The following is a 25527-nucleotide window of genomic DNA, read 5'->3' on the forward strand; positions in this document are numbered from 1 at the left end:
AAAAACCGTTCTCCACCGCGCGACGTCGAACCCGTCTGCGAACCGGGGGGACCGCGGGTGGCAGATTCCGTCGGAGACAACACATATAAGCCACCGATTCCCGTATCCGGGAGCGTGACTCGAACCGCGTCGTCGCTCGGCTCGCGACCGCCGACAGCGACGCGGCTCTTCTCGAAGAAACGCACGTGACGCGTCCACAGGCGGGAGTGGCGACCCCGTCCCGGACGACCCCCGACGCACATCGTTTCACGACGAGTACAGCCGTTCCGACGACCGACCCGCGACGACGCGACCGACACCACGACACCGATGACGAACGCTACGACAACGACGACACCGTACACGACCGACCGCGACGACACCGACCGAGAACCGACCGACGAACCCTTCGAGGGGGTGTACCCCGCGATGACGACCCCGTTCACGGACGAAAACGGGATCGACCACGACCGGCTCGCCGAGAACGCCCGCTACCTCGAGCGGGCGGGCGTCGACGGGGTGGTCCCCGTCGGCTCCACCGGCGAGTCGGCGACGATGACCCACGACGAGCACATCGAGGTGGTCGAGACCGTTCGTGACGCCGTCGACGGCGTGCCCGTGATCGCGGGCACGGGCTCGAACAACACCGCCGAGGCGCTCTCGCTCTCCCGCCGGGCTGTGGAGGCGGGCGCGGACGGGCTCCTGCTCATCTCCCCGTACTACAACAAGCCGGAGCCCGAGGGGTTCTTAGAGCACTACCGGACGGTCGCGGACGCGGTCGACCTCCCGCAGATCGTCTACAACGTCCCCTCGCGGACCGGGCGGTCGATCCCCGTCGACGTCGCCGTCGAGCTCGCGAGCCATCCGAACGTCCAGGGGTACAAGGCCGCCTCCGGCGACTTGAACCGGATCAGCGAGGTGATCGAGCGGACCCGCGATGAGGAGTTCTCCGTGCTCTCGGGCGACGACGGGCTGACCCTCCCGACGCTCTCCGTCGGCGGGACGGGCACGATAAGCGTCGTCGCGAACGTCGAGCCGGAGCGCGCGTGTGCGATGGTCGGCTCGGCGCTCTCGGGCGATTACGGTCGCGCGCGCGAGCTCCACCACGAGCTCGCCCCGCTGGTCCGCGAGCTGTTCGCCGAGACGAACCCGATCCCGGTGACGGAGGCGATGTACATCCGCGGCCGTGGCGGCCCGCACGTCCGGTCGCCGCTCACCCGGCTCTCCGCGGAGCGTCGCGAGTCGCTCCGGGAACTGCTCGCGGAGTACGAGGGGGAGGAGGGGACACCGGTTGCGACCGGGACGGCGGGGGGTGTCGAATGACGGCCCGGGGCGACACGGGCGATGGCGGGGCGAGCGCCGGGGACCTCCGGATCGCCGTCACCGGCGCGGGCGGCCGGATGGGTCGGGAGGTGATCGAGGCCGCGACGGCCCGGGAGGGCGTGACGGTCGCGGTCGCGGTCAACCGCACCGCCACGGACCCGGTCGCGGGCGTCGAGGTCGCGGACGCGGCCCGGCTCGCCGAACTGCTCGACGAAACCGACCCCGACGTGCTCGTCGACTTCACGGGACCCGCGTCGGCCGTCGCGTATGCCGAGACCGCCGCGGACGCCGGCGTGGCGGTCGTCATCGGGACGACCGGCTTCGACTCCGACGGGACGGCACAGCTCCGGGCCCTGAGCGAGCGCGTCCCCCTGCTGAAGGCGTCGAGCTTCGCGCGCGGGCTCGCCGCGCTCCGCCGGGCGGTCCGCGAGGCGGTCGCGGCGGTCCCCGGCTACGACGTGGAGGTGACCGAGACCCACCACAACGGGAAGCGGGACGCCCCGTCGGGGACGGCGAAGACGCTCCTCGACGACGTGGAGTCGGTCCGCGGGGACCTCGACCGCCGGGTCCACGGCCGCGAGGGCGACGCGCCCCGCGAGCCCGGCGAGGTGGGCGTCCACGCGAGACGCGCCGGCGACGTGACCGCCGAACACGAGGTGTTGCTCGCGGGCAACCACGAGACGCTCTCGCTCACGAACCGCGCCGGCGACCGCGGCGTGTTCGCGGAGGGGGCGCTCGACGCCGCCGTGTGGCTTTCGGGCCGCGCTCCCGGCCGATACGACTTCGACGACGTGCTCGGCGGGGGGTCGGCCCCGCCGACGCGGGACGAGGGGACGGACCGGTGAGCGGTCGACGAGCCGGCGAACACGATGAGTGAGGTACCCATGGACACACATCGACGAATAAATACCGCCGGTCGGCGTCAGGGGGAGTAATGACGCTCGAATCCGACGTGTCCGACCTCTGGCGGCGATACGAGGACGGGCTCTCGGCTGTGGAGACGACCGCCGACGACGTGGCGGTCCTCGACGACTTCCTCGCAGCACTGGAGGCCGGCGAGGTCCGCGCCGCCGAGAAGACTGGGAGAGACGTGACGAGTTGGGAAGCCAACGAGTGGGTCAAACGCGGGATCCTGCTCAACTTCGCGCTCCGCGGGACGGAGCCCCGCGAGTACGGCGGCGTGATCTACTACGACGTGTTACCGCTGCGGGACACCGCCGACCTCGCCGAACGCGGCACCCGGAACACGCCCGACGGCACCGTCCTCCGCCCCGGCGCGTACCTCGGGAGCGACTGTATCGTGATGAGCCCGGCGTTCCTCAACATGGGCGCGTACGTCGGCGACGGGACCCTCGTCGACTCCTGTGACACCGTCGGTTCCTGCGCGCAGGTCGGCGCGGAGGTAAAGCTCGGCGCGAACACGCTGATCGGCGGCGTCCTGGAGCCGATCGAGGACGCACCCGTCGTGATCGAGGACGGCGTCTCGCTCGGTGCCGGCTGTCGGGTCACCTCCGGGTTCCGCGTCGGCGAGGGCTCCATCGTCGGCGAGAACACCCTCCTGACCCCGCGGATCCCCGTCTACGACCTCGTCGAGGAGGAGGTCATCTACGGCCACCTCCCCGCCGAGCGGCGGGCGTTCGCGCGGATGGTCGAGTCCTCCGTCGGCGACCACGACCTCTTCGAGGGCGGCGCGTACAAGCCCGCGGTCGTCGCTACACACGTCGAGGAGGAGACGCTCGAGGCGACGCGGCGCGAGGGGGCGCTCCGGGAATGACGGCGACCGAAGGGGGTGGACCCGACGCGAACGCCTCCGGCGGAGACGAGTCCGACGCGAACCCCACCGTCCGACGGACGGACGACTGGGACGCCGGCCGGCTCCACGACCTGGCCGACGAGCACGACACCCCGCTGTACGTCCAGGACCTCGATCGGGTTCGTGAGAACTGCGAGCGCCTGCTCGCAGCGTTCCCCGACGCGGACGTGCGGTACGCGGTCAAGGCACACACCGGCCGTGCGGTGTTGGAGACCGTTCGCGACGCGGGGCTCGACGCCGAGTGTGCCTCCGCCGGGGAACTCGACCGCGCGCTCGCGGCCGGCTTCGACGGCGACCGGCTCCACTACACCGCGGTCAACCCGCCCGCCCGCGACCTCGACTACGTCGTCGATGTCGCGGAGTCGGAACCGGCCCTCACGGTCACGGCCGGCGCGGTCGACACCCTCGACCGGCTCGCCGAACGGGGCTACGACGGCCGGCTCTGTCTCCGGGTGAACCCCGGCGTCGGCGCGGGCCACCACGAGAAGGTCACCACCGGTTCGGCCCCCAAGTTCGGCGTCCCCTACGGGCGTGCCGTGCGGGTCGCCCGCGAGTCAGCCGAGCGGTTCGACGTGGTCGGGGTCCACGCGCACGCGGGCTCCGGGATCGACCCCGACCAGCTCGACAGCCACCGGGAGCTCGTCTCGCGGATGGGCGACCTCGCCCGGGAGCTGATCGGTGTGGAACCGGCCGACGACGCGGGCTCACGGGGGGCGGACCCCCTCGACCTCGAGTACGTCGACGTCGGGGGCGGGTTCGGCGTCCCCTACCGCGAGGACGACGAGCCGCTCGATCTGCCCGCCGTCGCGGAGGCGACGCGGGACGCGGTCGGCGACCTCGGCGGGCTCACGCTCGCGGTCGAACCCGGGCGATACGTCGTCGCCGACGCGGGCGTCCTCCTGACGCGGGTGAACACGGTGAAGCCGACGCCGGCGGAGACCGTCGTCGGCGTCGACGCCGGGATGACGGACCTCCTCCGGCCCGCGATGTACGACGCCTACCACCCGATCCGGAACCTCGGCGGGGCCGACGGCGAGCCGGCCCCGGCGGATCGGGGGGTCGAACCCGCCACCGTCGCAGGACCTATCTGTGAGACCGGCGATGCCTTCTGTACGGGACGCGCGATGGCGCGACCGGCCCGCGGGGACCTCCTCGCGGTCGGCGTCGCGGGCGCGTACGGGTACGAGATGGCGAACCAGTACAACTCGCGGCCGCGGCCCGCGGAGGTCGCGCTCGCGGACGGGGAGGCGTCGGTCGTCCGGCGGCGCGAGCTGGTCGCGGACCTCACGACTGTCGAGCGGGAGTCGCCGGGGGGGAAGCGATGAGCACCCACGCCGTTCCGGTGGAGAAGTACCACGGCACGGGCAACGACTTCCTCGTTGTCGACGCTGGCGAGGGCGTCGGCGACCGCGCCGTGTTCGCCCGGGCGTACTGTGACCGCGAGACGGGCGTCTCGGCCGACACGGTCGACGACGGAATCCCGGCGACGGACGACCCGAACGACGACCACGCCGGTCGCCGTGGGGCGGACGGCGTCCTCTTCTTAGAGCTCGGCGAGCGCTACCGCCCGACCCGCGTCGTGATGACGCTCGTCCAGCCGGACGGCTCGACGGCCGCCATGTGCGGCAACGGCGCGCGCGTCGTCGCCCGGTGGGCGCACGACCGGACCGGCGAACACGAGTTCATGATCGACACGCAGGCGGGGACGCGCCGGGCGACCGTGAGCCCCGACGGGAGCGAGGTGACGATCGAGATGGGGACGCCGCGGTTCGACCCGACGACGGTGCCCGTCGACCGCGAGGAGCCACTCGTCGAGGAGGCGGTCGGGGGGCTCACCGTCACCGCCGTCGACACCGGCGTTCCGCACGCCGTGGCGTTCCTCGAGGGGGGCCGTGGCGACCCCGACGGGATCGACACCGTCGACATCGACGCGGTCGCACCGCCGGTCAGACACGCGGACGTCTTCCCCCAGGGCGCGAACGTGAACCTGGCCGCCGTGGTCGACGCGGGCGGTAAAGGCGAGAACGGCGGGAGCCGGGACGGTCGCGACGAGCCGGCAGTCATCGATCAGCGCACCTTCGAGCGCGGCGTCGAGGGCGAGACGCGCTCGTGCGGCACCGGCGCGGTCGCGGTCGTTGCGGTCGCCCGCCGGCTGGGCTTGATCGACGGCGACACCGCCGTGACCCGGCCGCCGGGCGGCGAGTTGGAGATCACGGTCCCGGACGACGACCACGCGACGTTGACCGGGCCGGTCGCCCGCGAGTTCTCCGGGCGGATCGCGGCGGATCCGCGATGACCGACGCGTCGTCCACGCTCGGAGGGATCGACTTCGATCCCGTCGAGTTCCTCGCGGAGGCCGTCGCGACCCCCTCCCACGAGGACGTCGCGGAGATGCGTCGACTGCTCGTGCGGACGCTCGAGCGCTTCGGCGTCGACGCCGCGGTCGACGACGCCGGCTGTGTCATCGCGGAGAAGGCCTCGCCGGCTCCCGAGGAGGGTCCGCACGTCGTCGCGAACACTCACATCGACACCGTCACCCCACACGTCGCGTTCGAGCGCGACCGCACAGCGACTGGTCCGGAGGCGGGAGAATCCGACGACTCGGCCGACGTGATCCGCGGTCGCGGGGCGTGTGACGCCAAGGGGCCGCTCGCGGCGCTCCTGTACGGGTTCCTCAGGGCCGAGCCGGATCGCGGACGGCTCACGCTGGCGGTGACTCCCGACGAGGAGACGCTCTCACTCGGGGCCGCGGCGCTGACCGGGAAGCTCTCGGGGACCGCGGACCGGCTCGAGGGCGACCTGTACCTCGTCGGCGAACCGACCGGCCTCGACGTGTGTACGGCCGCGAAGGGGCGGTTCCAGGGGCGCGTCGAACTCTCGGGGGAGGCGGCACACGCCGCCGAGTTCGCCGGCGCGAACGCGGTCACAGCTGTAGAGGGGGCGCTCGCCGCGATCCGTCGGTTCGACGAGGGGACGGACGAGCACCCCCAGCTCGGGCTGTCGAAGCTCACGCCGACGGTCATCGAGGGCGGCGGGGCGACGAACCAGGTCCCCGCCGACTGCGCGGTCACGGTCGACCGGCGGAGCGTCCCGCCCGAGACCGCGGCGGGGTTCCGGACCGGCCTCGAGGAGGCGGTCCGGGAGGCGGTCGGCGCGATGGACGGGGGCACGGCGAGCGTCGACGTCGACGTCGCGCTCACCGACCGCGACTCCCCGTTCTTCGAGGCGTTCTCGACCGACCCGGACCACGAGTTCGTCGAGACCGTCGCGGAGGCGGCACGGACGGCGACCGCGGACGTGGGACTCCCGGGGAGCCGCGGCGGCGGTGTCCGCCCGTTCGGCGCGGCCACGGAGGCGTCGTACTTCGCGCCGACACCCACGGTCGTCTTCGGCCCGGGTGACCTCGCGGACGACGCGGGCGCGGTGGCGCACGCCGAACGCGAGTACGTCAGGGTCCGTGAGGTCGAGGCCGCGGCCGTGACGGTCGCGAACGCCCTCGATCGCGTTCTCGCTTGAGCCCGCGGATCGGACGGACGCGGATCGGACGGACGCGGATCGACGCGGGCTACCCGACGAAGAAGTCGATCGCGTTGCCCTTCGACTGGCCCTTGTACAGCTCCGAGTAGCCGCAGTTCGCACACGAGACGACGACGAACCGCCGGTTCTGGACGTCGAACAGCCTCGTGAGGCCGGTGCCGCTCGTCGCGATCTCGTCGGCTTCGGTCGCCTCGCTACCACATTTGGGACAGCCCGGATCGCCGTCCGAGCCGAGCGTCTCCGGATCGGGGTCGGCACGGCTCTCGTTCCAGGCGCGGGTCCCCTCGTCGTACGCCGCTCTACCGGGTCCGGGGCCGTCGTCGGTGGTGTCGTTGTCGGCGGAGCCGGCACCCGGTGGTTCGTCGTCGGTCGAGTCGCCGCCGAAGACGGAGTACTCCGTCCCGCTGTCGTCGGAGGGCATCAGTTCGGCTCAGAACCGTCGTGGACAAAGGCTTTCCGGGGGATCCCCGATCACAACAGGAAGCGGTCCTCGTGTTCGTCGATGTCGACGAACTCGTCGACGGCATCGACCAGCTCGTCGGCCGTGGAGCTGCCGAGACCGATCGCTTCGACGCGGACGCCCTCGTGTCTGAGGTGCGAACAGAGGCGGGCGAAGTCGCCGTCGCCGGTACACAACACCACGGTGTCGACGTGGCTGGCGAGCGTCACCGCGTCCAGGCTCATCCCCACGTCCCAGTCGGCCTTCTTCGAGCCGTCGGCAAACGTCTTGATGTCCTTGATCTTGGCCTCGAAGCCGATGTCGCGGAGCGCCTCGAAGAAGCTCTCCTCCTCCGGCGAGTCGGCGCGGATCACGTAGGCGATGGCCCGGACCAACGCCCGGTCGCGGACCGCCTCCTCGAGCAGCGCCGAGTAGTCGATGTTCCGAGAGTACCGACTCTGTGCGGAGTGATAGAGGTTCTGTGAGTCGGCGAGGACGCCGACGCGCTGTGCGGGATGAATGTCGACCATACGTGACCGACCGTCGGCATCGATTAGGGTTTTGGGATCCGCCGCGAGCGTTCGTCGAACCCGACACGCCCCGTCCAGCCGATTTTCAACGGGTGTAGTAACCGTTTTTTATCCGAGCGTCGAACGGCCGGTATGACGACCGACCGCGACGGCCGCGCCACCTGGACTCGGGAGGCCGCTGGCCGGATCGAACGCACCGACGGGACCGTCGCGCCGGTGATCTACCCCCCGGAGACGGATCGGTTCGAGGGGTACCACGTCTGGGACACGTGGCCGCTGCGGAACCGCGACGGGAGCCTCGCGGAGAACGACGGGTACCGCGTCGTCTGTGCGCTCACGACGACCGACGACCTGCTTCCGGGCAAGCGCCACGACGTGGCGTCGATCCACTACTTCACCTCGCGGGACGGCGAGTCGTGGAGCCACGGCGGGCCGCTCTTTTCGGGCGACGCGCTTGGCTCCCGGCAGTGGGCCGGATCCACGATGTACGACGACGGCGACGTCTACGCCTTCTACACCGCCGCGGGTGAGCGCGGCGAGGATGACCTCTCGTACACCCAGCGGATCGCGGTCGCGACCGGCGGAACCGTCGACGTCGAGGACGACGGGCTCCGGATCGACGGCGAGTGGGACCATCGGATCCTGCTGGAACCGGACGGCGATCGCTACGAACGACCGGATCAATCGCGAGGGATGACCTACACCTTCCGTGACCCGTGGTTCTTCGAGGACCTCGAGACCGGCGAGACGTACCTCCTCTTCGAGGCGAACACGCCGACACCGGAGGGAGCGGACCCCTGTGGCGGCGACGTCGAGGCTGGGAACTTCAACGGGAGCGTCGGGATCGCGCGTTCGCCGACGGGCGACCCGATCGACTGGGAGCTGGAGCCGCCGCTCCTCGACGCCGTCTGCGTCAACCAGGAGCTGGAACGTCCCCACCTCGTCGTCCGCGACGGCACCTACTACCTGTTCGTCTCCAGTCACCAGCACACGTTCGCGCCGGGGATCGTCGGGTACGACGCCCTGTACGGCTTCGTCGCCGACGACCTCCGCGGCGCGTACCGGCCGCTGAACGGTCACGGGCTGGTCGCGACAAACCCCGCGAACGCGCCGTTCCAGTCGTACTCCTGGACCGCCTACGACCACGGCGACGAGGTACTCGTGGTGAGCTTCTTCAACTACTACGAGTACGTCGGAGAGAGCCTCGACGGGATCGCGGACCTGCCCGAGAGCGAGCAGCGCCGGCGCTTCGGCGGAACCCTCGCGCCGACCCTCCGGATCGACCTCGACGGCGACCGGACCGAGCTGCTCGGGACCCTCCGGCACGGGTCGCTCCCGCTCCCGTCGGAGGAACTCTCGCCGGTCGATCTCGGCGGTCGACTGCGCGGGACCGACGGGCAGGGCGGTTCCTACCGGTCGTAGCCGTTCCGAGAGCCCCGTCGATCCCCGTCCCGCTTCAGCCGTCGAGCGCCGGCAACGACGCCACGTCGACCCGGGCGGGCTCGGGCGGGTCCGCATCCGCGCCGTCGACGACCGCCAGATCCCCGCGAGGTTCCGATCCGGTCTCCGTTTCTTTAGTCGCCTTCTCCGGTCGACCCTCGAGGACGACCACGCCGCCCGCGGAGAGCGGCGCGATCACGCCCACAGCGAGCGCCCGCGGGTCCGCGAACGAGGTGCGCAGGACGACCCGCGTGCCGGCGTCGATCCCGCGATCCGTCGCCACGGCCGCCGCCGCGCCGACGAGACGCCCGTGCGAGACGGTTCCGCGGTCGTCGCGGACGACGGGGTCGTCCGGCGAGACGGTCGACGGCGGCGTGGCGGGGTTCTCGCTCCAGAGCTCCTGCTCCCAGTGTGTCGTCTCGGGACGCTCCGGCGGCCCGCCGAACGCGGTGAGGTTCGTTCCGGGCGACGGGTCGATCGTCGGCTCGGCCGCGACGGGAACCACCACGACGCGGTCGCCCGCCTCGGCGCCCGCTGTGGGGTCGAAGCGGACCGCCGCGCCGAGGCCGGCAGCCCCGAGGAACGCCAGCGCGGTGTGGAGCCCCGGCGTCGGGTCAATGGCGACCGTCGACCCCTCGCGCACGCCGAGATACCGGAGCACGTTCGCAGCCTTGTACGCGTTGGTGATCAGGTCGTGTGCGGTCCGCTCACTGCCGTCGGGCGTGACGAGCGCGGGGTCTCGGCTCCGCCGGTCGCGCGCGAGGAGGTCGCCGACGACGTCGATCGACGCCACCTCAGGGCGCGCCCGCGACCACCATCCGGGAGCCGTCCACCTCGAACGAGAGCGTGCGGTTCGACTCGGGGTCGACCCGGACCGCATCGCCGGCAGTGAGGGCGACCGACTCGCCCTCGACGTCGAGCGTGGCCTCGCCCTCGAGGAGGAGGTACACCTCCTCCTGGCCGTTCTCGGCGTGGTCGTGTTCCATCCCGTCCCAGTCGGCGTCGCCCTCGACGACGGTCACGCCGAGTTCGGCGCAGTCGAGCGCCTCGCGCAGGAAGTACATGCCGGGCGCTTTCGGTTCGACGTCGGTGTAGGTGACTTCGTCGTAGCCCATACCACACGGTGGGGGCGCCATCCCGAAAAACCTACCCTCGGATCCGGTTTCGACGCGTTGGTTGGGGACACGACGCGTTGGTTGGGGACACGACGCGTCGGTTGGGGACACGACGCGTCGGTTGGGGACACGACGAGGGGGCTAGGGGCGCGACGACCCGATCAGAAGGAGCTCTTCAGCTTCTCGAAGAAGCCGCCGCCGACGTCGATGTCCTCGCCGCCTGCCTCCGCGAACGCCTCCAGCGCCTCGCGCTGCTCCTCGTTGAGCGACTCGGGGACGACGACGGCCACCTGGACGTAGAGGTCGCCGCGGCCGCGCCGCCGGAGCCGGGGCATCCCCTTCCCCTTCAGCCGGAACGTCTCGCCGCTCTGGGTCCCCGCAGGCACGTCCATCTCGACGGTGCCGTCGACGGTCTCGACGTCGATCGTGTCGCCGAAGACCGCCTGCGGGAACGAGATCGCTTCGTTGACGCGGAGGTCGTCGCCGTCGCGCTCGAAGTGGTCGCCGACGTCGACGTCGACCTCGATCAGGAGGTCGCCGTTCGGGCCGCCGTTCTCGCCGGGCGCCCCCTCGCGTTCCATCCGGAGGCTCTGTCCCGATCGGATCCCGGCCGGCACCTCGACGGTGAGCGTGGCCTCCTCGCGGACGATCCCGTCGCCGCCGCAGTCGGGACAGTCCTCGCTGTACACCTCGCCCGCGCCCTCACACCGCGGGCACGTCGAGGTCTGTTGGACGCGCCCGAGCGGCGTCTGCTGGACCTGTCGGACCTGCCCCTGCCCGTTACACTGCGGACAAGTACGCACGTCGGCGTCCGGCGGGTGCCCGTCGCCTCCGCAGGTGTCACACCGGGTGGGTCGCGTGATCGTGAACTGCTTTTCGGTCCCTTCGAACGCCTCCTCGAGGTCGACGGTGAGGCCCGTCCGGAGGTCCGATCCCTGCCGCGGGCGGTCGTCCCGGCGGCCGCCCCGGCCGCCCGGACCGCCGCCACCGCCGAAGAACTGGTTGAAGATGTCCTCGAAGCCGCCGGCACCACCCGCGCCGCCGAACGGGCCACCAGCACCGCCTGGTCCGGCCCCGCCGGTCGCACCGTGTTTGTCCGCCTCGGTGAACCGCTCGTGGCCGAGTTGGTCGTACTGCTGGCGCTTCTGTTCGTCCGTGAGCACCTCCTTGGCCTTCTGTATCTTCTTGAACCGCTCCTCGGCGTCGTCGTCGTCGCTGACGTCGGGGTGGTGTTTCGCGGCCTTCTTCCGGTACGCCTTCTTGATCTCGTCCTCGCTGGCGTCCCGGGAGACACCCAAGACGTCGTAGAAGTCCTCGCTCATGCGTTGCGTTGGTGGTGTACTCGTGGTTCGGTCGTGTTAAACGGCGCGGCCGACGGCTCGGGGGGCTGGTCTCCCCGCGTCGCTACTCCTCGTCGTCCTCGTCGTCGACGTCCTCGAAGTCGGCGTCGACGTACTCCTCGTCGTCGCCCGCACCGTTCGCCCCGGCGCCGCCGGGGCCGGCGCCGCCGGGGCCAGCGCCACCCATGCCACCGGGGCCGGCGCCACCCATGCCACCGGCGCCGCCCGCACCACCGGGACCGGCCTGTGCGGCCTGCTGTTGCTGGTACATCTGCTTGCCGATCTCCTGGAGCTGTTCGGAGAGCGCCTCGGTGACCGACTCGATCTCCTCGGTCTCGGCGTCCTCGTCCTCCAGCGTCTCCTCGACGTCCTCGATCGCAGCCTCGATGTCCGCGACGAGGTCGTCGTCGACGTTCTCCTCGTTCTCCTCGAGGAGGGTCTCCGCGCGCTGGATCGCCGTCTCGGCCTCGTTGCGGGCCTCGATCCGCTCGCGGCGGGCCTCGTCCTCCTCGGCGTGCTTCTCGGCCTCCTCTTGCATCTGCTCGATCTCCTCGTCGGAGAGGCCGACGCCGCCCTCGATCGTGATCGACTCGGCGTTGCCGGAGCCCTGGTCTTCGGCCTCCACGTTAACGATCCCGTTCTCGTCGATGTTGAAGGAGACCTCGATCTGCGGGGTTCCGGCGGGCGCCGGGGGGATGCCCGACAGCTGGAACGCGCCGAGCAGCTCGTTCTCGTCGGCGATCTCGCGTTCCCCCTGGAAGACGCGGACGTTGACGGAGGTCTGGTTGTCCGCAGCGGTGGTGAACACCTTCGACTCCTCGGTGGGGATCGTGGTGTTCTTCTCGATGAGCCGCTCGAACAGGCCGCCCTTCACCTCGATGCCGAGCGAGAGCGGGGTGACGTCGAGCAGGACGATGTCGTCGACGTCGCCGGAGAGCACGCCGCCCTGGACCGCCGCGCCGAGCGCGACCGCCTCGTCAGGGTTGACGTTCTTCTTCGGCTCCTGGCCGACCAGTTCCTCGACCTTCGCCTGGACCTGCGGCATCCGGGTCGAACCGCCGACGAGGATGACCTCGTCGATGTCGCCCTTGTCGTAGCCGGCGTCGGCGAGCGCCCCTTCGGTCGGCTCGACGGTACGGTCGAGCAGGTCCGAGGTGAGGTTCTCGAAGGTGGCGCGCGTGACGGACTGCTCGAGGTGGACCGGGCCGCTGTCGGTCGCGGTGATGAAGGGGAGGTTGACCGTCGTCTCCTTCTTGTTCGACAGCTCGATCTTCGCCTCCTCGGCGGCGTCCTTCAGCCGCTGGAGCGCCTGTCGGTCCTCCCGTAAGTCGATCCCGTGGTTGTTCTCGAACTCCTCGGCGAGGTGGTCGATGAGCGCGTCGTCCCAGTCGTCGCCGCCGAGGTCGTTGTCTCCGTTCGTGGCGACGACCTCGTAGACGCCACCGCCCAGGTCGAGGACGCTCACGTCGAAGGTACCGCCGCCGAGGTCGTACACGAGGACGGTCTGGTCCGACTCGTCGTCGAGGCCGTACGCCATCGAGGCCGCGGTCGGCTCGTTGACGATCCGTTCGACCTCGAAGCCGGCGATCTCGCCGGCGTCCTTCGTCGCCTGCCGCTGTTTGTCGTTGAAGTAGGCGGGGACCGTGATCACGGCCTTCTCGACGTCGTCGCCGAGGTACTCCTCCGCGTCGCGTTTGATCTTCTGGAGGATCATCGCCGATATCTGCTCGGGGCTGTACTCGTCGTCCCCGATCCCGACGGTGTAGTCCGCATCGCCCATGTGCCGTTTGATCGACTGGACCGTCCGGTCGGGGTTCTGGACGGCCTGGTTCTTCGCCGGCTTCCCGACGAGCCGCTCGCCGTCGTCGGAGAAGGCGACGACGGACGGCGTCGTCCGGTCGCCCTCCGCGTTCGCGATGATCTCGGGTTCGTCGCCCTCCATCACCGCGAAGGCGGAGTTGGTGGTACCGAGGTCGATACCCAGGATCTTGTTGGTCGCCATCTTGCCTACGAATACCGGCTTGTGTCGGTTAAAGGTTACTAGACGCCCCGATACCGATATCGACCCGATACCGCTTACGTCGGGCGTTTTCCTCGATCGTGGTAGCCACTCACATCGATGTCTTTATACTGACCCGCAAGCCCAGCCGGAGCGACGACGGTCGGGGCGTTCAGTCGATTCAGATCCCCGAGACGAGGTCCTCGAGCACCCCAACCGGGTCGTCCGCCTTGGCGACGCCTGACGCGAGGAGGACGCCGGACGCGCCGAGGTCGGCCGCCGCGTCCACGTCGTCGCCGGTGGAGACGCCGGCCCCGCAGAGCACGTCGACGTCGGGGTCGACCTCCTCGGCGGCTGTGACCGCGTCCTCGACGATGCCGGGGTCGGCCGTCGCGACGGAGACGTCGCCGCCGATGAGCTCCGGCGGCTCGACGGCGACCGCGTCGGGCGAGAGCGCCGCGGCCGCGGCGACCTGCGCCGGGTTGTTCGCACAGACGATCGTCTCCAGGTCGGCCCGTTCGGCCGCCCGGACGGAGCCGTCGACGTCGGCGAGCTTCAGCCGGTTCTCCGAGTGGTTGATGAGCGTCCCCTCGGCCCCGTTTTCGGCGACCGCCTCCGCCAGCGTCGAGCCGGTGTACGAGCCGTGCGCGTTCGGCGAGACGTGTTGAGCCCACGTCTCGACGTCCGTCTCCGCGACGCGTGCGAGGTCGGCGGCCTGTGGCGAGACGGCGATCCGCGCGCCGGACGTCTCGGCGACGTCGCGGGCGGCGGTCGCGACCTCGATCGGATCACAGGGATACGCCTTGAGGTTCACCAGGATGAACATACCCGGGGTAACGTGCGGGACCGCAAATACCTTCGTGGTTGCTCCGGTGACTCCCTGATCGCTCCGGTGACTTCCTGATCGCTCCGGTTCCCCGGAGTAACACTATTAACCCGCGAGGAATACCGACAGACGAACCCGCGTCACGACGGGTCGAATATCGCATGTCGCTCATCGAGATAATTTCCGGCGTCGAGGCCCGCGAAGCCACGCTGACGGTGTTCGATCCGGACCCGGAGGTCGCGTCGACGCTCGCGGAGCACTTCGCCGACCGTAACCTCCGGGTGGTCGCCGAGCCGGCGGCGGACGGCCCGACGGGATACGCCGTGCTCTCTCGCGACGGCGAGTTCGTGACCGCGACCGCGATAGCCGACCTCCTGCCCGACGCCGACGACGCCGGTTCGGCCGGTGACGACCGCGCGGACCGCCTCGACACCGACGATGCCGACCACGCCGACGGGTCGACCGGAGCGAGCGACGGACCGACCCCTCGGCGAGTCGGTCGACCGGTCCTCGATCACCTCGAGGAGACCCTGTTCACCTCCTACTCCCGATCGGACATGGTCGCCGCCTCCCGCGAGATAGAGGACCGGGCGTGGCGCGTCGGGGACGGCGAACTCCACGCGGGGTTCCAGACGCTCGACGTGCTGGCCGGCGAGTCGAACACGTACGACAGGCTCAGCGGAAAGGACCGCCTCGAGGTCCACGCCTACGCCGCCGCGGAGGGCGACGCCCCCGAATCGGCGAACTTCACCCTTCACATCGGCCGAACCGCCGAGATCCGCGAGACGTGGTTCGTCGCCTACGACGGCGGCGGGTTCGACGGCGCGAAGTGCGTGCTACTCGCCGAGGAGCGCGAGCCCGGGCGGTTCTACGGCTTCTGGAGCTACGACCCCGACACGGTCGATCGGGTCGTCGACTACTTGACCGGACGGTACTGGGGGTCGGAACACCGGGACGAAGACGACGCCACCGCCTGAGTCGGCACCTCCCCGTCCCGAGGGCGTGTATCCGCCGCGAGCGCCGTCGGCGATCGGTCGATGTCTTGAACCGGGCCGGCGTTCAACGGCGAGTGATGACCACCGAGTCGAGCACGCCGTCCCCCTCGCGGCTGCTACTGGTCGGGGACGCGACGTGGACCGAGCCGTTCGCCGACGCGCTGGAGACCGATCTCGGAGCGACGGTTCGGGCGGTCCCGACCGAAACACACGCGCTCGAAGCGATCCGAACGCGACGACCGGACGCCGTCGTCACCACACATCGACTCCCCGAGACCTCCGGGGTGGACCTGCTCCGGTCGATCCGTGACCGGGACGCGACGCTTCCCGTGATCGTGGCGACCGCGTCCGGGAGCGAGGCGCTCGCGAGCGAGGCCATCGCCGCCGGAGTCAGCGACTACGTGCGTCTGGATCCCGACGGCGACCCGGTTCACTGCCTCCTCGAGCGAACCGAGACCGTCGTCGAGACGGCCCGTCACGACCGCGCTCGGCACGACCGTGCCAGACAGTTCGACGCGATCTTTCGCGACCCTCGGACCGCGACGTGGGTGCTCGACGCCGACGGCACCGTGGATCGGATGAACCGGACCGCCCGCGAGCTGTCGGGCGGGCGTGACGGGAGCGACGCGACCGTCCCCGCCGAGTCGGCCGAAAGCGCGGCCGTCCCCCTCTGGGAGCTACCCCGCTGGTCCGACACCGATCGCGTTCGGGGGGACGTCCGACAGGTAGTCGAGACCGCACTCGAGGGCGAGTTCGGGAACGCGGTCGTCATCCGCGGTTCCGACCGTCGAGTCGCGGGTGGGGCCGGAGACGACCACGGGAACGGCGGAGACGACCGCGCCGTGGTCGAACTGTCCGCGCGTCCGATCACCGACGACCGGGGCGAGTTGGTCTCCGTCGTCGTCGAGGGCGTCGACATCACGGACCACGCCGACGTGGAACGCGACCTCCGTCGGTCCGAGGAACTCCATCGAGTCACGCTCAACAACATGACCGACACGGTCCTCATCACGGACGAGGACGGCGAGTACACCTACGTCTGCCCGAACGTTCACTTCATCTTCGGATACACGGCCGGGGAGATCCGCGAACTCGGCACCATCGACGACCTCCTCGGCGAGGACCTCTTCGACCGGGAAGTCCTCGCCGAGTCGGGCGTGTTGAAGAACATCGAGTGTACGGTGACGGACAACACGGGTCGCGAACACGCGCTCTTAGTCAACGTCCGGGAGGTGTCCATCCACGACGGGACGCTCCTGTACAGCTGTCGTGACGTCACCGAACGCAAACAGCGAGAACGGGCGCTCGCGACGCTCCAGGACACGGCACGCGAGTTCCTGTACGCCGGAACCGACGAGGAGATCGCTCGACGCGTCACGGCGGACGCGCCGGACGTGCTCGGGCTCGAGGCCGGCGCGGTGTACCGCTTCGACCCCGACGCCAACGTGCTCCGCCCGGTCGCGTACTCCGCCGGGATGCGGGAGGTCCACGGACCGCCATCGCCGATCGACGCCGACGGGAGGACGCTCGTTGGCCACACGTTCGTCGAGGACGAGCGGCTGTTCCTCGACGACGTCCACGCCGACGACCGGCTCGCGGACCGGTCGACCGACCTCCGGAGTGCCGCGTTCGTTCCGCTGGGCGGACACGGCGTGTTCGTCGCCGGGACGACGGAAACCGGCGTGTTCGACGAGGTGACCCGCGAGCTCGCCGACCTGCTCGCGGCGACCGCCGAGGCCGCGTTCGACCGTATCGGCCGCGAGGAGCGGCTCCGCGAACAGGACCGTGAGCTACAACAGCGAAACGACCGTCTCACGGCGTTGAACCGCATCAACGAGACGATCCGGGAGGTCGACGGTGCGCTCGTTCGCGCGGGGACCCGCGAGGAGATGGAACACGCGGTCTGTGAGTTATTGACCGGCGAGGACCGCTTTCGGTTCGCGTGGATCGGGTCGACGGACGCGGCCGGCGGGAGCCTCACCCCGCGGGCGTGGGCCGGCACGGACCGCGGCTACCTCGACGACCGATCCGTCCCGCTGACCGACGACGGCGGCGAACCGGCCGGACGGACCGCGTCGACCGGGGAGGTGACCGTCGTCGGGAACGTTCCGGGCGGACTCCGCGAGGAGGAGTGGCGAAAAGCCGCGGTCGCGCGCGACTACCTGTCCGTGATCAGCGTCCCCCTCGTCTACAACGATCTGACGTACGGCGTCCTCACCGTCTACGCAGCGGAGCGGGAGGCGTTCTCCGGGATGGTCCGGGAGGTGTTCGCGGAGCTCGGCGAGACGATCGCCTCCGCGATGGGCGCGATAGAACGGAAGAACGCCCTGCTGACGACGTCGACGACGCGAGTCGAGTTCGCCGTCGAGGACCCGTCGTTTCTCCTCTCGCGGCTGGCGCGTGCCGCCTCGTGTACGGTGGCGTATCAGGGTGGCGCACGCCAGACGGCAGCCGGGAGCTACGTCTTCGTCGACGTGGACGGGGCGACCGTCGAGTCGGTCACAGCGGTCGCACGGGGGCTCCTCGTGGTGGAGTCGGTCAAGGAGATCAACGCGACGGAGACGGGGGGCGTGTTACGGCTACGGCTCTCACGGCCGTTCCTCGCACAGGAACTGGCCGACCACGGGGTTCTGTTTCACGGCGCGTCCGCCACGCCGACGTCGACGAGCATCGTCGTCGACGTCCCCGACAGCGCCGACGTCTCGCGGATCGGCCGGCTCCTGGAGGAGCGATTCGGGGAGACACAGCTCGTCTCGAAGCGCACCCGGGACCGCACGGCCGACCGCGACCTCCACTCACGGTTCCTCGGCGAGGTGACCGAGCGACAGCTCGAGGTGATCCAGACCGCGTACTACGCCGGGTTCTTCGAATCCCCGCGGGAGCGCTCCGGGGAGGAGATCGCCGAGACGCTCGAGATCTCTCCGTCCGCGTTCTACCGACACGCCCGTACCGTCCAGCGAAAACTGTTCTCCACGCTCTTCGAGGAACGGAACGTCGACGGCGCCGGCCCGACGTAGGGTTCAATATTCAACCACGTGAACACGAAAGGGTTGAATACTGAACCACACGCTACTCGGAGGCCCACGGCTACCGTCCGGTAGAGCATCCGAACGGTGCTCACGTATACAATGAGAGACGTGACCCAAGACGCCGGGAGAGCAGCGTACGAGTGTTTCGATTGCGGGACCGTCGTCGTCGGGACGAATCCGGGGACCTGTCCCGAGTGCGAGAGCACGATGCGGAACCGCCGGACTCCGCTCGAGTAGGGGCCTAGTCCTTCCGTTTGACGACGTCGCCGAGCGTCATCGTGCCCGCGTCGTTCGACTCCCAGTCGGCGTCGACCTCCTCGCCCTCGACGAGCGAGACGTCGAGCGCGCGCTCGAGCTTCCGCTGGATCTCGTCGGTGGGGAGGGTGTCGCCGCGCTCGAGTTTCCGGATCAGGCTCGCCTTCTCGTTGAGGTCGTCCGCGAGCTCTTCCTGGCTCAGTCCCTTCGACTCCCGGCCCTGCCGGATCCGGTCGTCGTAGTCGGTGGCGATCTCCTCCATGTCGTCGAACATGTCGCGGCGACGCTGTGACCCGCCCGAGGAGCCGCCGGAGCCGCTGGAACCCCCCGAGGACGAGGGGGTGCCCGAACTGGAGCTCGTCGAGTACTTGCTCCCCGCCGAACTGCTCGGCTCCTCGCGGACCTCCGTGCCGAAGTCCGTACAGGAGCTACACAGCTCCAACTCGGCGCCTTCGACCTTCGTCGTCGTCAGGGAGGCCTGCTCGGCACCACACATTTCACACTGGGGCATATGCGGGGCTAACACAGCCGGTCGTATAAAGGGTGCGCCGCCACCGTCCGATCCCCACGACCGGGACCGTGTGTCGCCGTAACAATCATATGAACCCGTGCTATATCCAGACCCAGTGGCATCCCGACAGGGCGGGCCGGGGAGTGCCGATACACCCCGTCCCGGATCGACGGAGCGTCGCACCACGTCCACGACCGCGTCGCCGGATCGTACGCGACGGGCGCCGACGGCCGGTTCCCTCGCGTCGGAACCGCGGGGCGCCCGACCCGCGGTCGCCCGATCGCCGGAGGACCCTCCCCTCCGCGACCCGAGTTTGTACGCGCTCACGGACCACTTCCGGAAACGGCTCCACCAGCCCGGGAGATACGTCTCCACGCGGACCGTCACCGACGCGATCCGCAGCGGGCAACTCCGCTGGAACCGGACCGACGGCTGGCGGTTCGCGCTCGTCGAGGGTGGGATCCGGTTCGTCGTCGTCGTGAGCGACACCGAGACCGCCTCGCCGGTCGTCGTCACGGGGTGGACCGAGGTGGCGGACCGCGAGGCCGCCCTCGAGGCGGGACGGTTCGACCCGGTCGACGTCGACACCATCGCCCTGCGGGCCGCGCTCAGCGAGGCGGCGGCGGCGATCCCCGACCGGATCCGCCCCCGCGCGGTCACGCGTCCGTTCGTCGTCGGCGGACACCGCCTGGAGACCGACCCCGGCGAACCGTTCGTCCGGTGTGTCGACTGCGGCTGCCGGTTCCGGTCGAAGGACGCGATCACCTCGCGACGCTGTCACGGGCCGTCGCCCGGACGATAGACGGCGACCGTCCCACGGTCCGCCGGCTCGACCCCGTGACCGTGGTCCGCGTGGTCTCGACGGTCCGGTGACGCTACCCATTTCAGCGTCGCTGTCGAACCGGGAAGTGATGACCGACGACACCGGCGATCCCGCCGCCGGCGACAATCCCGAGATGCCCGACGAGATCCCGCTCGATCGGTTTCACGAGGCGCTCGAAGCCGAGGAGCGTCCCGTCGCGACCGCGAGCGAGGTCGCCCGCCGGCTGGGGACGACGCAGGCCGCCGCCCGCGACGCGCTCGCCGACCTGGTCGAGCGCGGGGAGGTGGACCGGCTCGACGTCGAGAGCGACCCCGTCGTCTTCTACCCGACCGACTGGGGCGCGCTGGCGTCCCGCGAGCGCGTGGTCGTCTTCCCGAGCCGCCGGGAGATCGTCGTCGACCGGCCGACGCAGTTCACCCGGGCGCGGCTCTCACAGTTCGCGTACCTCGTCGACACGACCGGCACCGAGCCCGGCACGCGGGGATACCTCTACCGGATCCGCCAGGAGGACGTGTGGGCCGCGCCCTTCGAGGACGCCGACGCGCTGATCGCGAGCCTTCGCTCCGTCCTTCCCCGGCGGTTCGAGCACCTCGAGGAGTGGATCCGCGACCAGTGGCGGCGCGCACACCGCTTCCGGCTGTACACCCACGCGGACGGGTACGTCGTCCTCGAGGCCGCCAACGAGAGCCTGATGGGCAACGTCGCCGAGAGCCACCTCGAGGACGGACAGCTCCGCGCGCCGATCTCCGAGACGGAGGCGTGGGTGAACGAGGACGCCGTCGCGAGCGTCAAACGCGCGCTGTACGACGCCGGCTATCCCGTCGAGGACGACCGCGACCTCGAGACGGGCGACCCGGTCGACGTCGACCTCACGACCGAACTTCGCGACTACCAGGAAGCGTGGGTCGAGACGTTCCTCGAGGCCCGCTCGGGGGTGTACGTCGGGCCGCCGGGCTCGGGCAAGACGGTCGCCGCCATCGCGACGATCGCGGCCGTCGGCGGCGAGACGCTGATCCTGGTCCCCTCCCGCGAGCTCGCCGAACAGTGGCGCGAGGAACTCCTCGCCCACTCCACGGTCGACCCCGCGGACGTGGGGCTGTACCACGGCGGTCGAAAGGAGATCCGTCCGGTCACGATCGCGACCTACCAGATCGCCGGGATGGACCGACACCGGAGCCTCTTCGACTCCCGGGAGTGGGGACTGATCTGTTTCGACGAGGCACACCACGTCAGCGCCCCGGTCTACTCCCGCACCGCCGAGCTCCAGAGCAAGCATCGGCTCGGGCTCTCGGCGACGCCGGTCCGCGAGACGGGAAGCGAGGAGGAGATCTACACCCTGATCGGTCCGCCGATCGGTGCCGACTGGGACGCCCTGTTCGAGGCGGGGTTCGTCCAGGAGCCGGAAGTCGAGATCCGGTACGTCCCCTGGCGCGAGGAGCTGGCCCGGAACGAGTACGCCAGCGCCGACGGGCGGGAGCGTCGCCGGCTCGCAGCGGAGAACCCCGCCAAGGTCGAGGAGGTCCGCTACCTGCTCGCAGCCCACCGCGACAAGAAGGCGCTCGTGTTCATCGAGTACCTCGACCACGGCGAGGCGATCGCCGAGGCGCTCGGGGTCCCCTTCGTCAGCGGGGAGACGCCGCACCACGAGCGTGCGGAGCTGTTCCGGCGGTTCCGCGACGAGGGGAGCGACCTCGACACGCTCGTGGTCTCCCGGGTCGGCGACGAGGGGATCGACCTGCCGAACGCGGAGCTCGCGGTCGTCGCGAGCGGGCTCGGCGGCTCCCGCCGGCAGGGCTCACAGCGCGCCGGACGAACGATGCGTCCCGCGGGCTCCGCGCTCGTGTACGTGCTCGCGACCCGCGGGACGAGCGAGGAGGAGTTCGCCCAGCGGCAGATGCGGCACCTCGCGCGCAAGGGCGTTCGGGTGCGCGAGACGAACGTCGCGGAGTGACGTGTGTACTACCTCATGGACCGTTTCCCCGCGTTCACTCCCCGTGTTCGATCGTCGCGCCCAGGTCTCCCATCGTCTCGAAGAACGCCGGAAACGAGACGTCGACGTGTTCACCGCCGCGGATCGTCGTCGTTCCCTCGGCAACGAGCGCGGCGACCGCGAGCGCCATCACGATCCGGTGGTCCGCCCGGCCGTCGACGGTCGCGCCGCGGAGGTCGCTCTCCGAGCCGTGGACCGTGAGCACGTCCGGCTCCTCGGTCGTCGCTGCGCCGAGCCGTTCGAGCTCCTCGGCCATCGCGGCCACCCGGTCGGTCTCCTTGTAGCGGACGTGTTCGCAGTTGACGATCCGCGTGTCGCCGTCGGCGACCGCCCCGAGCGCCGCGATCGTGGGGAGGAGATCGGGCGTGTCGCCGACGTCGACCTCGACGCCGGAAAGGGCGGACCGCTCGACCGTGATGACGCCCGTCTCGCGGTCCCAATCGATCGACGCGCCCATCCGTTCCACGACGTCGACGATGGCGGCGTCGCCCTGCGCGCTCGGGCGGGCTCCCTCGATCCGGACCGCGCCGTCGGGGGCGGCGGCGACCGCGCCGACAGCGACGAGGTACGAGATGGACGAGAAGTCACCGGGGACCGCGTACTGCCCACCCTCGGGGGCGTACGTCTGGTTGCCGGGGACGACGAACCCGTCCGCGCCGTCGGCAGTCTCGCTGCCGACCGGCTCCGCCGTGATACCGAAGTCGGCGAGGAGCTCGAGCGTGATGTCGACGTAGGGCGCGGACTTGAGCTCCGTCGTCAGCGACACCTCGACCCCGTCGTCGGTGACCGCCCCGGCCATCAACAGCGCGGTGACGTACTGCGAGGAGACGTCGCCGGGGATCGCTACCTCGCCGCCAGAGAGCGGGCCGAAGACGACGAGGGGAGCCTGGCCGTTGCCCCGAGTCGATTCGGCGCGGACGCCGAGGTCGGTGAGCGCCTCGAGAAGCGGTCCCTGCGGCCGCGACCGGAGCGACGAGTCGCCGGTGAGGACGGTTCCGCCGTCGCCGAGCGCGGCGGTACCGGTGACGAGACGGGTCGTCGTCCCCGAGTTCCCGCAGTCGATGACGTCGTCGGGGACCGCGGGACGACCGTCGAAGCCGTCGACGTCGACCGCGTCCCGATCGGGGTCCCACTCCTCGGGGACCGGTTCGACGGAGCCGCCGAAGGCGGTCACGGCGCGGGCGGTCGCCCGGGTGTCGGCCGAGACGAGCGGCGAGGTTACCGTCGCACCGTCGCTGTATCCCGCAGCGAGTAACGCGCGGTGCGTGTAGCTCTTCGAGGGCGGCGCGCGGGCCGTCCCTTCGACCGTGGACCGGGTGACGTGAACGTCCATGTCGTCCCCTGTCGCGCGCGTCGGTAAGTGGGTACCGGATGCGGGACGCTCACATCCGGAACGTGCCGTGATCTCACGTGACCTGCGAGCCGCTTATGTCCCTCGTGGCCGTACCCGCGGCACGTGTTCATCGGTCACGCGCTGTTCGCGTTCGCCCTCGCGGCCCTCCTCGCGGACCGACTGGGCTGGTCTACCGAGCGGGCGCTGGCGCTCGGGGTGGTCGCCGGGGCGTTCGCTGCGCTCCCCGACGTCGACATGGCGTACGCGGCGGTGGCGATCGATCTCGCCAGCCTCTCCGCGGAGTCGCTGACCCGGCCGAGCACCCTCTGGGACGCCACCCGCGACGTCCATCGCGCGTTGACCCACTCGCTCGTCGTGTCGGTCCTCGCCGGCGGCGCGTTCGGCCTCTGGGCGGTCGCGTGGGACCGTCGGCCGTGGGTTCGGGTGGCCGGATCGCTCCTCTCCGTGGCCGTGCTGGCCGTGATCGTCGCGATCGCGTCGGTGCGGAACGGCACGCTCGGGCTGGTCGTCCTCGGGACGTTCGCGGTCGGGGGGCTCGCGCTCGCGACGCTGGGTCGATCACGGACCGACCTCTCCGGACGCGCCGTTGCGGGCGCGGCGGTCTTCGGACTGCTCTCGCACCCGTGGGGCGACCTCGTCACCGGCGAACCGCCGAAGCTGTTCTACCCGTTCGATGTCCAGGTGCTCGACGGGCGGGTGTTGCTCCACGGCGACCCGACGGTCCACCTGCTCGGCGCGTTCGCGCTCGAGTTGGCCGTCGTCTGGCTCGCGGTGGTCGCAGTCGCCACCGTGACCGACCGCTCGTGGCGGGGCGCGGTCGATCCGCGCGCTACTGCCGGGGTGGCCTACGGCGTCGCCGCCGTCCTCATGACGCCGCCGACGCTCGAGGTGTCGTACCACTTCGTGTTCTCCATTCTCGCCGTCGGCGTCGTCTGCGGCGGGTTGCCCGTGACGCCCGGGTCGGCCGGCTGGTGGGGGTGGGCGACCGAGTGGCGGGGGCGGGCGACCGAGTGGCGGGGGCGGACGGCCGAACGCCGGGGGCGGACGGCGAACGCGGGGAGGATCGGCTCCGAACTCTCGCTTCCGGGATCGGACGCGCTCCGCCGGCGGATCGCCGTCCCGCACTCGGCGTTCGAGGTCACGGTCACCGCGCTCGTCGGGATCGCGGCCGCACTGGTCGGATACGCGGCGGTGTACGTTACAGCCGAACTCCTCTCCGTGGCGGTCGGCGGCGTCCTTCCGGCGTGAACTCCGGGCGGCATCCGTCGCGCGTCGGGAACCCGGTACAGCCGGGGCGAGCCGGCCGGAGGTCGGGACGCGTTCTCGGGTCGAACGCGAAGACGTCGGGAGCGCGGGTTCCCGCTCGCGAGTAACGGGGTCGAGGTAAGAAACTAACACCCACGCGGTCGAAGACGACGTATGGGAGACACCGACGACGCACCCGCACGAGCCGGCGAGAGCGACAGTCCCCGGAAGCCGCCCGCGTTTCCGCGCGCCCCCGACCGTCGTCCGTCGTTCAGCGTTACTCACGAATCGTCCCCGAGCGAGACGCTCATCGCGGGGTTCTCGGCGTACGGTCTCGCCGGGCTCACCGCCGTCGACTACCTGATCGACGACCTCGAGCTGGAAGTCCGCGGTCACGTCACTGCCGAGGGGCTCCCCTCGATCACGCCGTTCGCGAAGGGACGGCCCCGCCACCCGACGAGGCTGTACTCCGCGGACGACGTCGACGTGACCGTCCTCGTCGCCGAGCAGTTCGTCCCCTCCGTCCTCGGCGAGTCGCTGGCGACGTCGGTCCTCGAATGGACCGCCGCGAACGACGTGACCGAGATCGCCGTCCTCTCCGGTGTTCCGATCCCACACGGTCCGGAGGCCCATCGGACCTTCTACGTCGCGACCGACGACTACCGCGAGTCCCGGCTACCGGACGCGGAGGTCCCTGCCATGGAGTCGGGCTTTCTCGACGGCGTGAACGCGGCGTTGCTCGAACGTGGGATGGACTCCCCGCTCGGTGTCGGCGTGTTCGTGACGCCCGTCCACGCGCAGGCGCCCGACGTGGAGGCCGCAGTTCGGCTCGTCGAGACGGCCGATGACGTCTACGACCTCGGGGTCGACGCCGGTCCCCTGGAGTCGTTCGCGGCCGAGATCCGCCGCCACTACGAGGACCTCGCGGAGCGGATCGAAGAGCGCGAACCGGAGGGGACCTACGACCGGATGTACATGTGAACG

At 70.6% G+C, this 25527-nt stretch carries 23 protein-coding genes; 14 read left to right on the top strand and 9 right to left on the bottom strand.

The window, feature by feature from the left end; all coding sequences use genetic code 11:
• Positions 1–309 precede the first annotated feature (309 nt).
• From dapA to DQW50_RS08370, 6 genes are all read left to right on the top strand, one after another.
• Entirely contained in the window at positions 310–1302 is a 993-nt protein-coding gene (gene dapA, locus DQW50_RS08345; RefSeq protein ID WP_112078832.1) for a 4-hydroxy-tetrahydrodipicolinate synthase, read from the top strand.
• Positions 1299–2147 (top strand): 4-hydroxy-tetrahydrodipicolinate reductase, encoded by an 849-nt coding sequence (gene dapB, locus DQW50_RS08350; protein ID WP_112078833.1) that lies wholly within the window; start codon positions 1299–1301, stop codon positions 2145–2147. Before dapA ends, dapB begins: the two co-directional genes overlap by 4 nt.
• An 89-nt stretch (positions 2148–2236) precedes the next feature.
• Positions 2237–3076 carry a 2,3,4,5-tetrahydropyridine-2,6-dicarboxylate N-succinyltransferase gene (locus tag DQW50_RS08355; RefSeq protein WP_112078834.1) on the top strand — a complete coding sequence of 280 codons (840 nt, stop codon included), beginning with the start codon at positions 2237–2239 and terminating at the stop codon, positions 3074–3076.
• Positions 3073–4440: a diaminopimelate decarboxylase gene (lysA, locus tag DQW50_RS08360; protein ID WP_112078835.1), complete on the top strand. Its 1368-nt coding sequence runs from the start codon at positions 3073–3075 to the stop codon at positions 4438–4440. The genes DQW50_RS08355 and lysA overlap by 4 nt, the downstream gene beginning before the upstream one ends.
• Positions 4437–5411, top strand: a complete 975-nt coding sequence (locus tag DQW50_RS08365) for a diaminopimelate epimerase (RefSeq protein WP_112078836.1) — start codon at positions 4437–4439, stop codon at positions 5409–5411. Before lysA ends, DQW50_RS08365 begins: the two co-directional genes overlap by 4 nt.
• Positions 5408–6631 (top strand): M20/M25/M40 family metallo-hydrolase, encoded by a 1224-nt coding sequence (locus tag DQW50_RS08370; RefSeq protein WP_112078837.1) that lies wholly within the window; start codon positions 5408–5410, stop codon positions 6629–6631. The genes DQW50_RS08365 and DQW50_RS08370 overlap by 4 nt, the downstream gene beginning before the upstream one ends.
• 49 nt (positions 6632–6680) lie before the next feature.
• On the opposite strand, the gene DQW50_RS08375 is transcribed toward DQW50_RS08370, so the two are convergent.
• Both DQW50_RS08375 and DQW50_RS08380 read right to left on the bottom strand, forming a co-directional pair.
• Positions 6681–7073, bottom strand: coding sequence for a zinc ribbon domain-containing protein (locus tag DQW50_RS08375; RefSeq protein ID WP_112078838.1), 393 nt, complete (start codon positions 7071–7073; stop codon positions 6681–6683).
• A gap of 50 nt (positions 7074–7123) precedes the next feature.
• Positions 7124–7621: an NYN domain-containing protein gene (locus tag DQW50_RS08380; RefSeq protein WP_112078839.1), complete on the bottom strand. Its 498-nt coding sequence runs from the start codon at positions 7619–7621 to the stop codon at positions 7124–7126.
• A 132-nt stretch (positions 7622–7753) separates the two neighbouring features.
• On the opposite strand from DQW50_RS08380, the gene DQW50_RS08385 reads away from it, so the two are divergent.
• Complete coding sequence (locus tag DQW50_RS08385) at positions 7754–9043, top strand: glycoside hydrolase family 68 protein (RefSeq protein WP_112078840.1); 1290 nt, start codon at positions 7754–7756, stop codon at positions 9041–9043.
• 34 nt (positions 9044–9077) lie between these two features.
• On the opposite strand, the gene DQW50_RS08390 is transcribed toward DQW50_RS08385, so the two are convergent.
• The 5 genes from DQW50_RS08390 to tpiA form a co-directional block, all read right to left on the bottom strand.
• Positions 9078–9845 (bottom strand): AMP-binding protein, encoded by a 768-nt coding sequence (locus DQW50_RS08390; RefSeq protein WP_112078895.1) that lies wholly within the window; start codon positions 9843–9845, stop codon positions 9078–9080.
• Between the two features lie 10 nt (positions 9846–9855).
• Positions 9856–10176 (bottom strand): cupin domain-containing protein, encoded by a 321-nt coding sequence (locus DQW50_RS08395; protein ID WP_112078841.1) that lies wholly within the window; start codon positions 10174–10176, stop codon positions 9856–9858.
• Positions 10177–10337: 161 nt separating this feature from the next.
• Positions 10338–11498 carry a molecular chaperone DnaJ gene (gene dnaJ, locus DQW50_RS08400; RefSeq protein WP_112078842.1) on the bottom strand — a complete coding sequence of 387 codons (1161 nt, stop codon included), beginning with the start codon at positions 11496–11498 and terminating at the stop codon, positions 10338–10340.
• An 82-nt stretch (positions 11499–11580) separates the two neighbouring features.
• On the bottom strand, positions 11581–13518 hold the full coding sequence (dnaK, locus tag DQW50_RS08405; RefSeq protein WP_112078843.1) for a molecular chaperone DnaK: 1938 nt from the start codon (positions 13516–13518) through the stop codon (positions 11581–11583).
• A 178-nt stretch (positions 13519–13696) separates the two neighbouring features.
• On the bottom strand, positions 13697–14341 hold the full coding sequence (gene tpiA, locus DQW50_RS08410; RefSeq protein ID WP_112078844.1) for a triose-phosphate isomerase: 645 nt from the start codon (positions 14339–14341) through the stop codon (positions 13697–13699).
• A gap of 161 nt (positions 14342–14502) precedes the next feature.
• On the opposite strand from tpiA, the gene DQW50_RS08415 reads away from it, so the two are divergent.
• From DQW50_RS08415 to DQW50_RS08425, 3 genes are all read left to right on the top strand, one after another.
• On the top strand, positions 14503–15318 hold the full coding sequence (locus DQW50_RS08415; RefSeq protein WP_112078845.1) for a DICT sensory domain-containing protein: 816 nt from the start codon (positions 14503–14505) through the stop codon (positions 15316–15318).
• Between the two features lie 95 nt (positions 15319–15413).
• Complete coding sequence (locus DQW50_RS08420) at positions 15414–18353, top strand: bacterio-opsin activator domain-containing protein (RefSeq protein ID WP_112078846.1); 2940 nt, start codon at positions 15414–15416, stop codon at positions 18351–18353.
• A 111-nt stretch (positions 18354–18464) separates the two neighbouring features.
• Positions 18465–18602, top strand: a complete 138-nt coding sequence (locus DQW50_RS08425) for a rubrerythrin-like domain-containing protein (protein WP_112078847.1) — start codon at positions 18465–18467, stop codon at positions 18600–18602.
• A 4-nt stretch (positions 18603–18606) separates the two neighbouring features.
• Here DQW50_RS08425 and DQW50_RS08430 read toward each other — a convergent pair whose 3' ends face one another.
• Positions 18607–19131, bottom strand: coding sequence for a multiprotein bridging factor aMBF1 (locus tag DQW50_RS08430; protein WP_112078848.1), 525 nt, complete (start codon positions 19129–19131; stop codon positions 18607–18609).
• Positions 19132–19246: 115 nt separating this feature from the next.
• On the opposite strand from DQW50_RS08430, the gene DQW50_RS08435 reads away from it, so the two are divergent.
• Positions 19247–19933: a hypothetical protein gene (locus DQW50_RS08435; RefSeq protein ID WP_112078849.1), complete on the top strand. Its 687-nt coding sequence runs from the start codon at positions 19247–19249 to the stop codon at positions 19931–19933.
• Between the two features lie 109 nt (positions 19934–20042).
• Entirely contained in the window at positions 20043–21905 is a 1863-nt protein-coding gene (locus DQW50_RS08440) for a DEAD/DEAH box helicase (protein WP_112078850.1), read from the top strand.
• 34 nt (positions 21906–21939) lie between these two features.
• On the opposite strand, the gene aroA is transcribed toward DQW50_RS08440, so the two are convergent.
• A complete protein-coding gene (aroA, locus tag DQW50_RS08445; RefSeq protein WP_112078851.1) occupies positions 21940–23277 on the bottom strand; it encodes a 3-phosphoshikimate 1-carboxyvinyltransferase in 1338 nt (445 codons plus the stop codon).
• Positions 23278–23400: 123 nt separating this feature from the next.
• Here aroA and DQW50_RS08450 point away from each other — a divergent pair, with 123 nt between their 5' ends.
• Both DQW50_RS08450 and DQW50_RS08455 read left to right on the top strand, forming a co-directional pair.
• Entirely contained in the window at positions 23401–24546 is a 1146-nt protein-coding gene (locus DQW50_RS08450; RefSeq protein ID WP_112078852.1) for a metal-dependent hydrolase, read from the top strand.
• A gap of 171 nt (positions 24547–24717) precedes the next feature.
• Positions 24718–25524: a proteasome assembly chaperone family protein gene (locus tag DQW50_RS08455; protein ID WP_112078853.1), complete on the top strand. Its 807-nt coding sequence runs from the start codon at positions 24718–24720 to the stop codon at positions 25522–25524.
• Positions 25525–25527: the final 3 nt, after the last annotated feature.

Source organism: Halorubrum sp. 48-1-W, assembly GCF_003287355.1.
Classification (GTDB): domain Archaea; phylum Halobacteriota; class Halobacteria; order Halobacteriales; family Haloferacaceae; genus Halorubrum.

What these genes read in the sequence shown, in the direction of transcription:
- DQW50_RS08355 (WP_112078834.1), top strand. Translation starts at nt 2,237, where the DNA reads ATGACGCTCGAATCCGACGTGTCCGACCTCTGGCGGCGATACGAGGAC.
- DQW50_RS08430 (WP_112078848.1), bottom strand. Translation starts at nt 19,131, where the DNA reads ATGCCCCAGTGTGAAATGTGTGGTGCCGAGCAGGCCTCCCTGACGACG.
- DQW50_RS08375 (WP_112078838.1), bottom strand. Translation starts at nt 7,073, where the DNA reads ATGCCCTCCGACGACAGCGGGACGGAGTACTCCGTCTTCGGCGGCGAC.
- DQW50_RS08380 (WP_112078839.1), bottom strand. Translation starts at nt 7,621, where the DNA reads ATGGTCGACATTCATCCCGCACAGCGCGTCGGCGTCCTCGCCGACTCA.
- lysA (WP_112078835.1), top strand. Translation starts at nt 3,073, where the DNA reads ATGACGGCGACCGAAGGGGGTGGACCCGACGCGAACGCCTCCGGCGGA.
- dnaJ (WP_112078842.1), bottom strand. Translation starts at nt 11,498, where the DNA reads ATGAGCGAGGACTTCTACGACGTCTTGGGTGTCTCCCGGGACGCCAGC.
- dapB (WP_112078833.1), top strand. Translation starts at nt 1,299, where the DNA reads ATGACGGCCCGGGGCGACACGGGCGATGGCGGGGCGAGCGCCGGGGAC.
- tpiA (WP_112078844.1), bottom strand. Translation starts at nt 14,341, where the DNA reads ATGTTCATCCTGGTGAACCTCAAGGCGTATCCCTGTGATCCGATCGAG.
- DQW50_RS08440 (WP_112078850.1), top strand. Translation starts at nt 20,043, where the DNA reads ATGACCGACGACACCGGCGATCCCGCCGCCGGCGACAATCCCGAGATG.
- DQW50_RS08420 (WP_112078846.1), top strand. Translation starts at nt 15,414, where the DNA reads ATGACCACCGAGTCGAGCACGCCGTCCCCCTCGCGGCTGCTACTGGTC.
- DQW50_RS08370 (WP_112078837.1), top strand. Translation starts at nt 5,408, where the DNA reads ATGACCGACGCGTCGTCCACGCTCGGAGGGATCGACTTCGATCCCGTC.
- dnaK (WP_112078843.1), bottom strand. Translation starts at nt 13,518, where the DNA reads ATGGCGACCAACAAGATCCTGGGTATCGACCTCGGTACCACCAACTCC.
- DQW50_RS08455 (WP_112078853.1), top strand. Translation starts at nt 24,718, where the DNA reads ATGGGAGACACCGACGACGCACCCGCACGAGCCGGCGAGAGCGACAGT.
- DQW50_RS08425 (WP_112078847.1), top strand. Translation starts at nt 18,465, where the DNA reads ATGAGAGACGTGACCCAAGACGCCGGGAGAGCAGCGTACGAGTGTTTC.
- aroA (WP_112078851.1), bottom strand. Translation starts at nt 23,277, where the DNA reads ATGGACGTTCACGTCACCCGGTCCACGGTCGAAGGGACGGCCCGCGCG.
- DQW50_RS08385 (WP_112078840.1), top strand. Translation starts at nt 7,754, where the DNA reads ATGACGACCGACCGCGACGGCCGCGCCACCTGGACTCGGGAGGCCGCT.
- dapA (WP_112078832.1), top strand. Translation starts at nt 310, where the DNA reads ATGACGAACGCTACGACAACGACGACACCGTACACGACCGACCGCGAC.
- DQW50_RS08415 (WP_112078845.1), top strand. Translation starts at nt 14,503, where the DNA reads ATGTCGCTCATCGAGATAATTTCCGGCGTCGAGGCCCGCGAAGCCACG.
- DQW50_RS08365 (WP_112078836.1), top strand. Translation starts at nt 4,437, where the DNA reads ATGAGCACCCACGCCGTTCCGGTGGAGAAGTACCACGGCACGGGCAAC.
- DQW50_RS08395 (WP_112078841.1), bottom strand. Translation starts at nt 10,176, where the DNA reads ATGGGCTACGACGAAGTCACCTACACCGACGTCGAACCGAAAGCGCCC.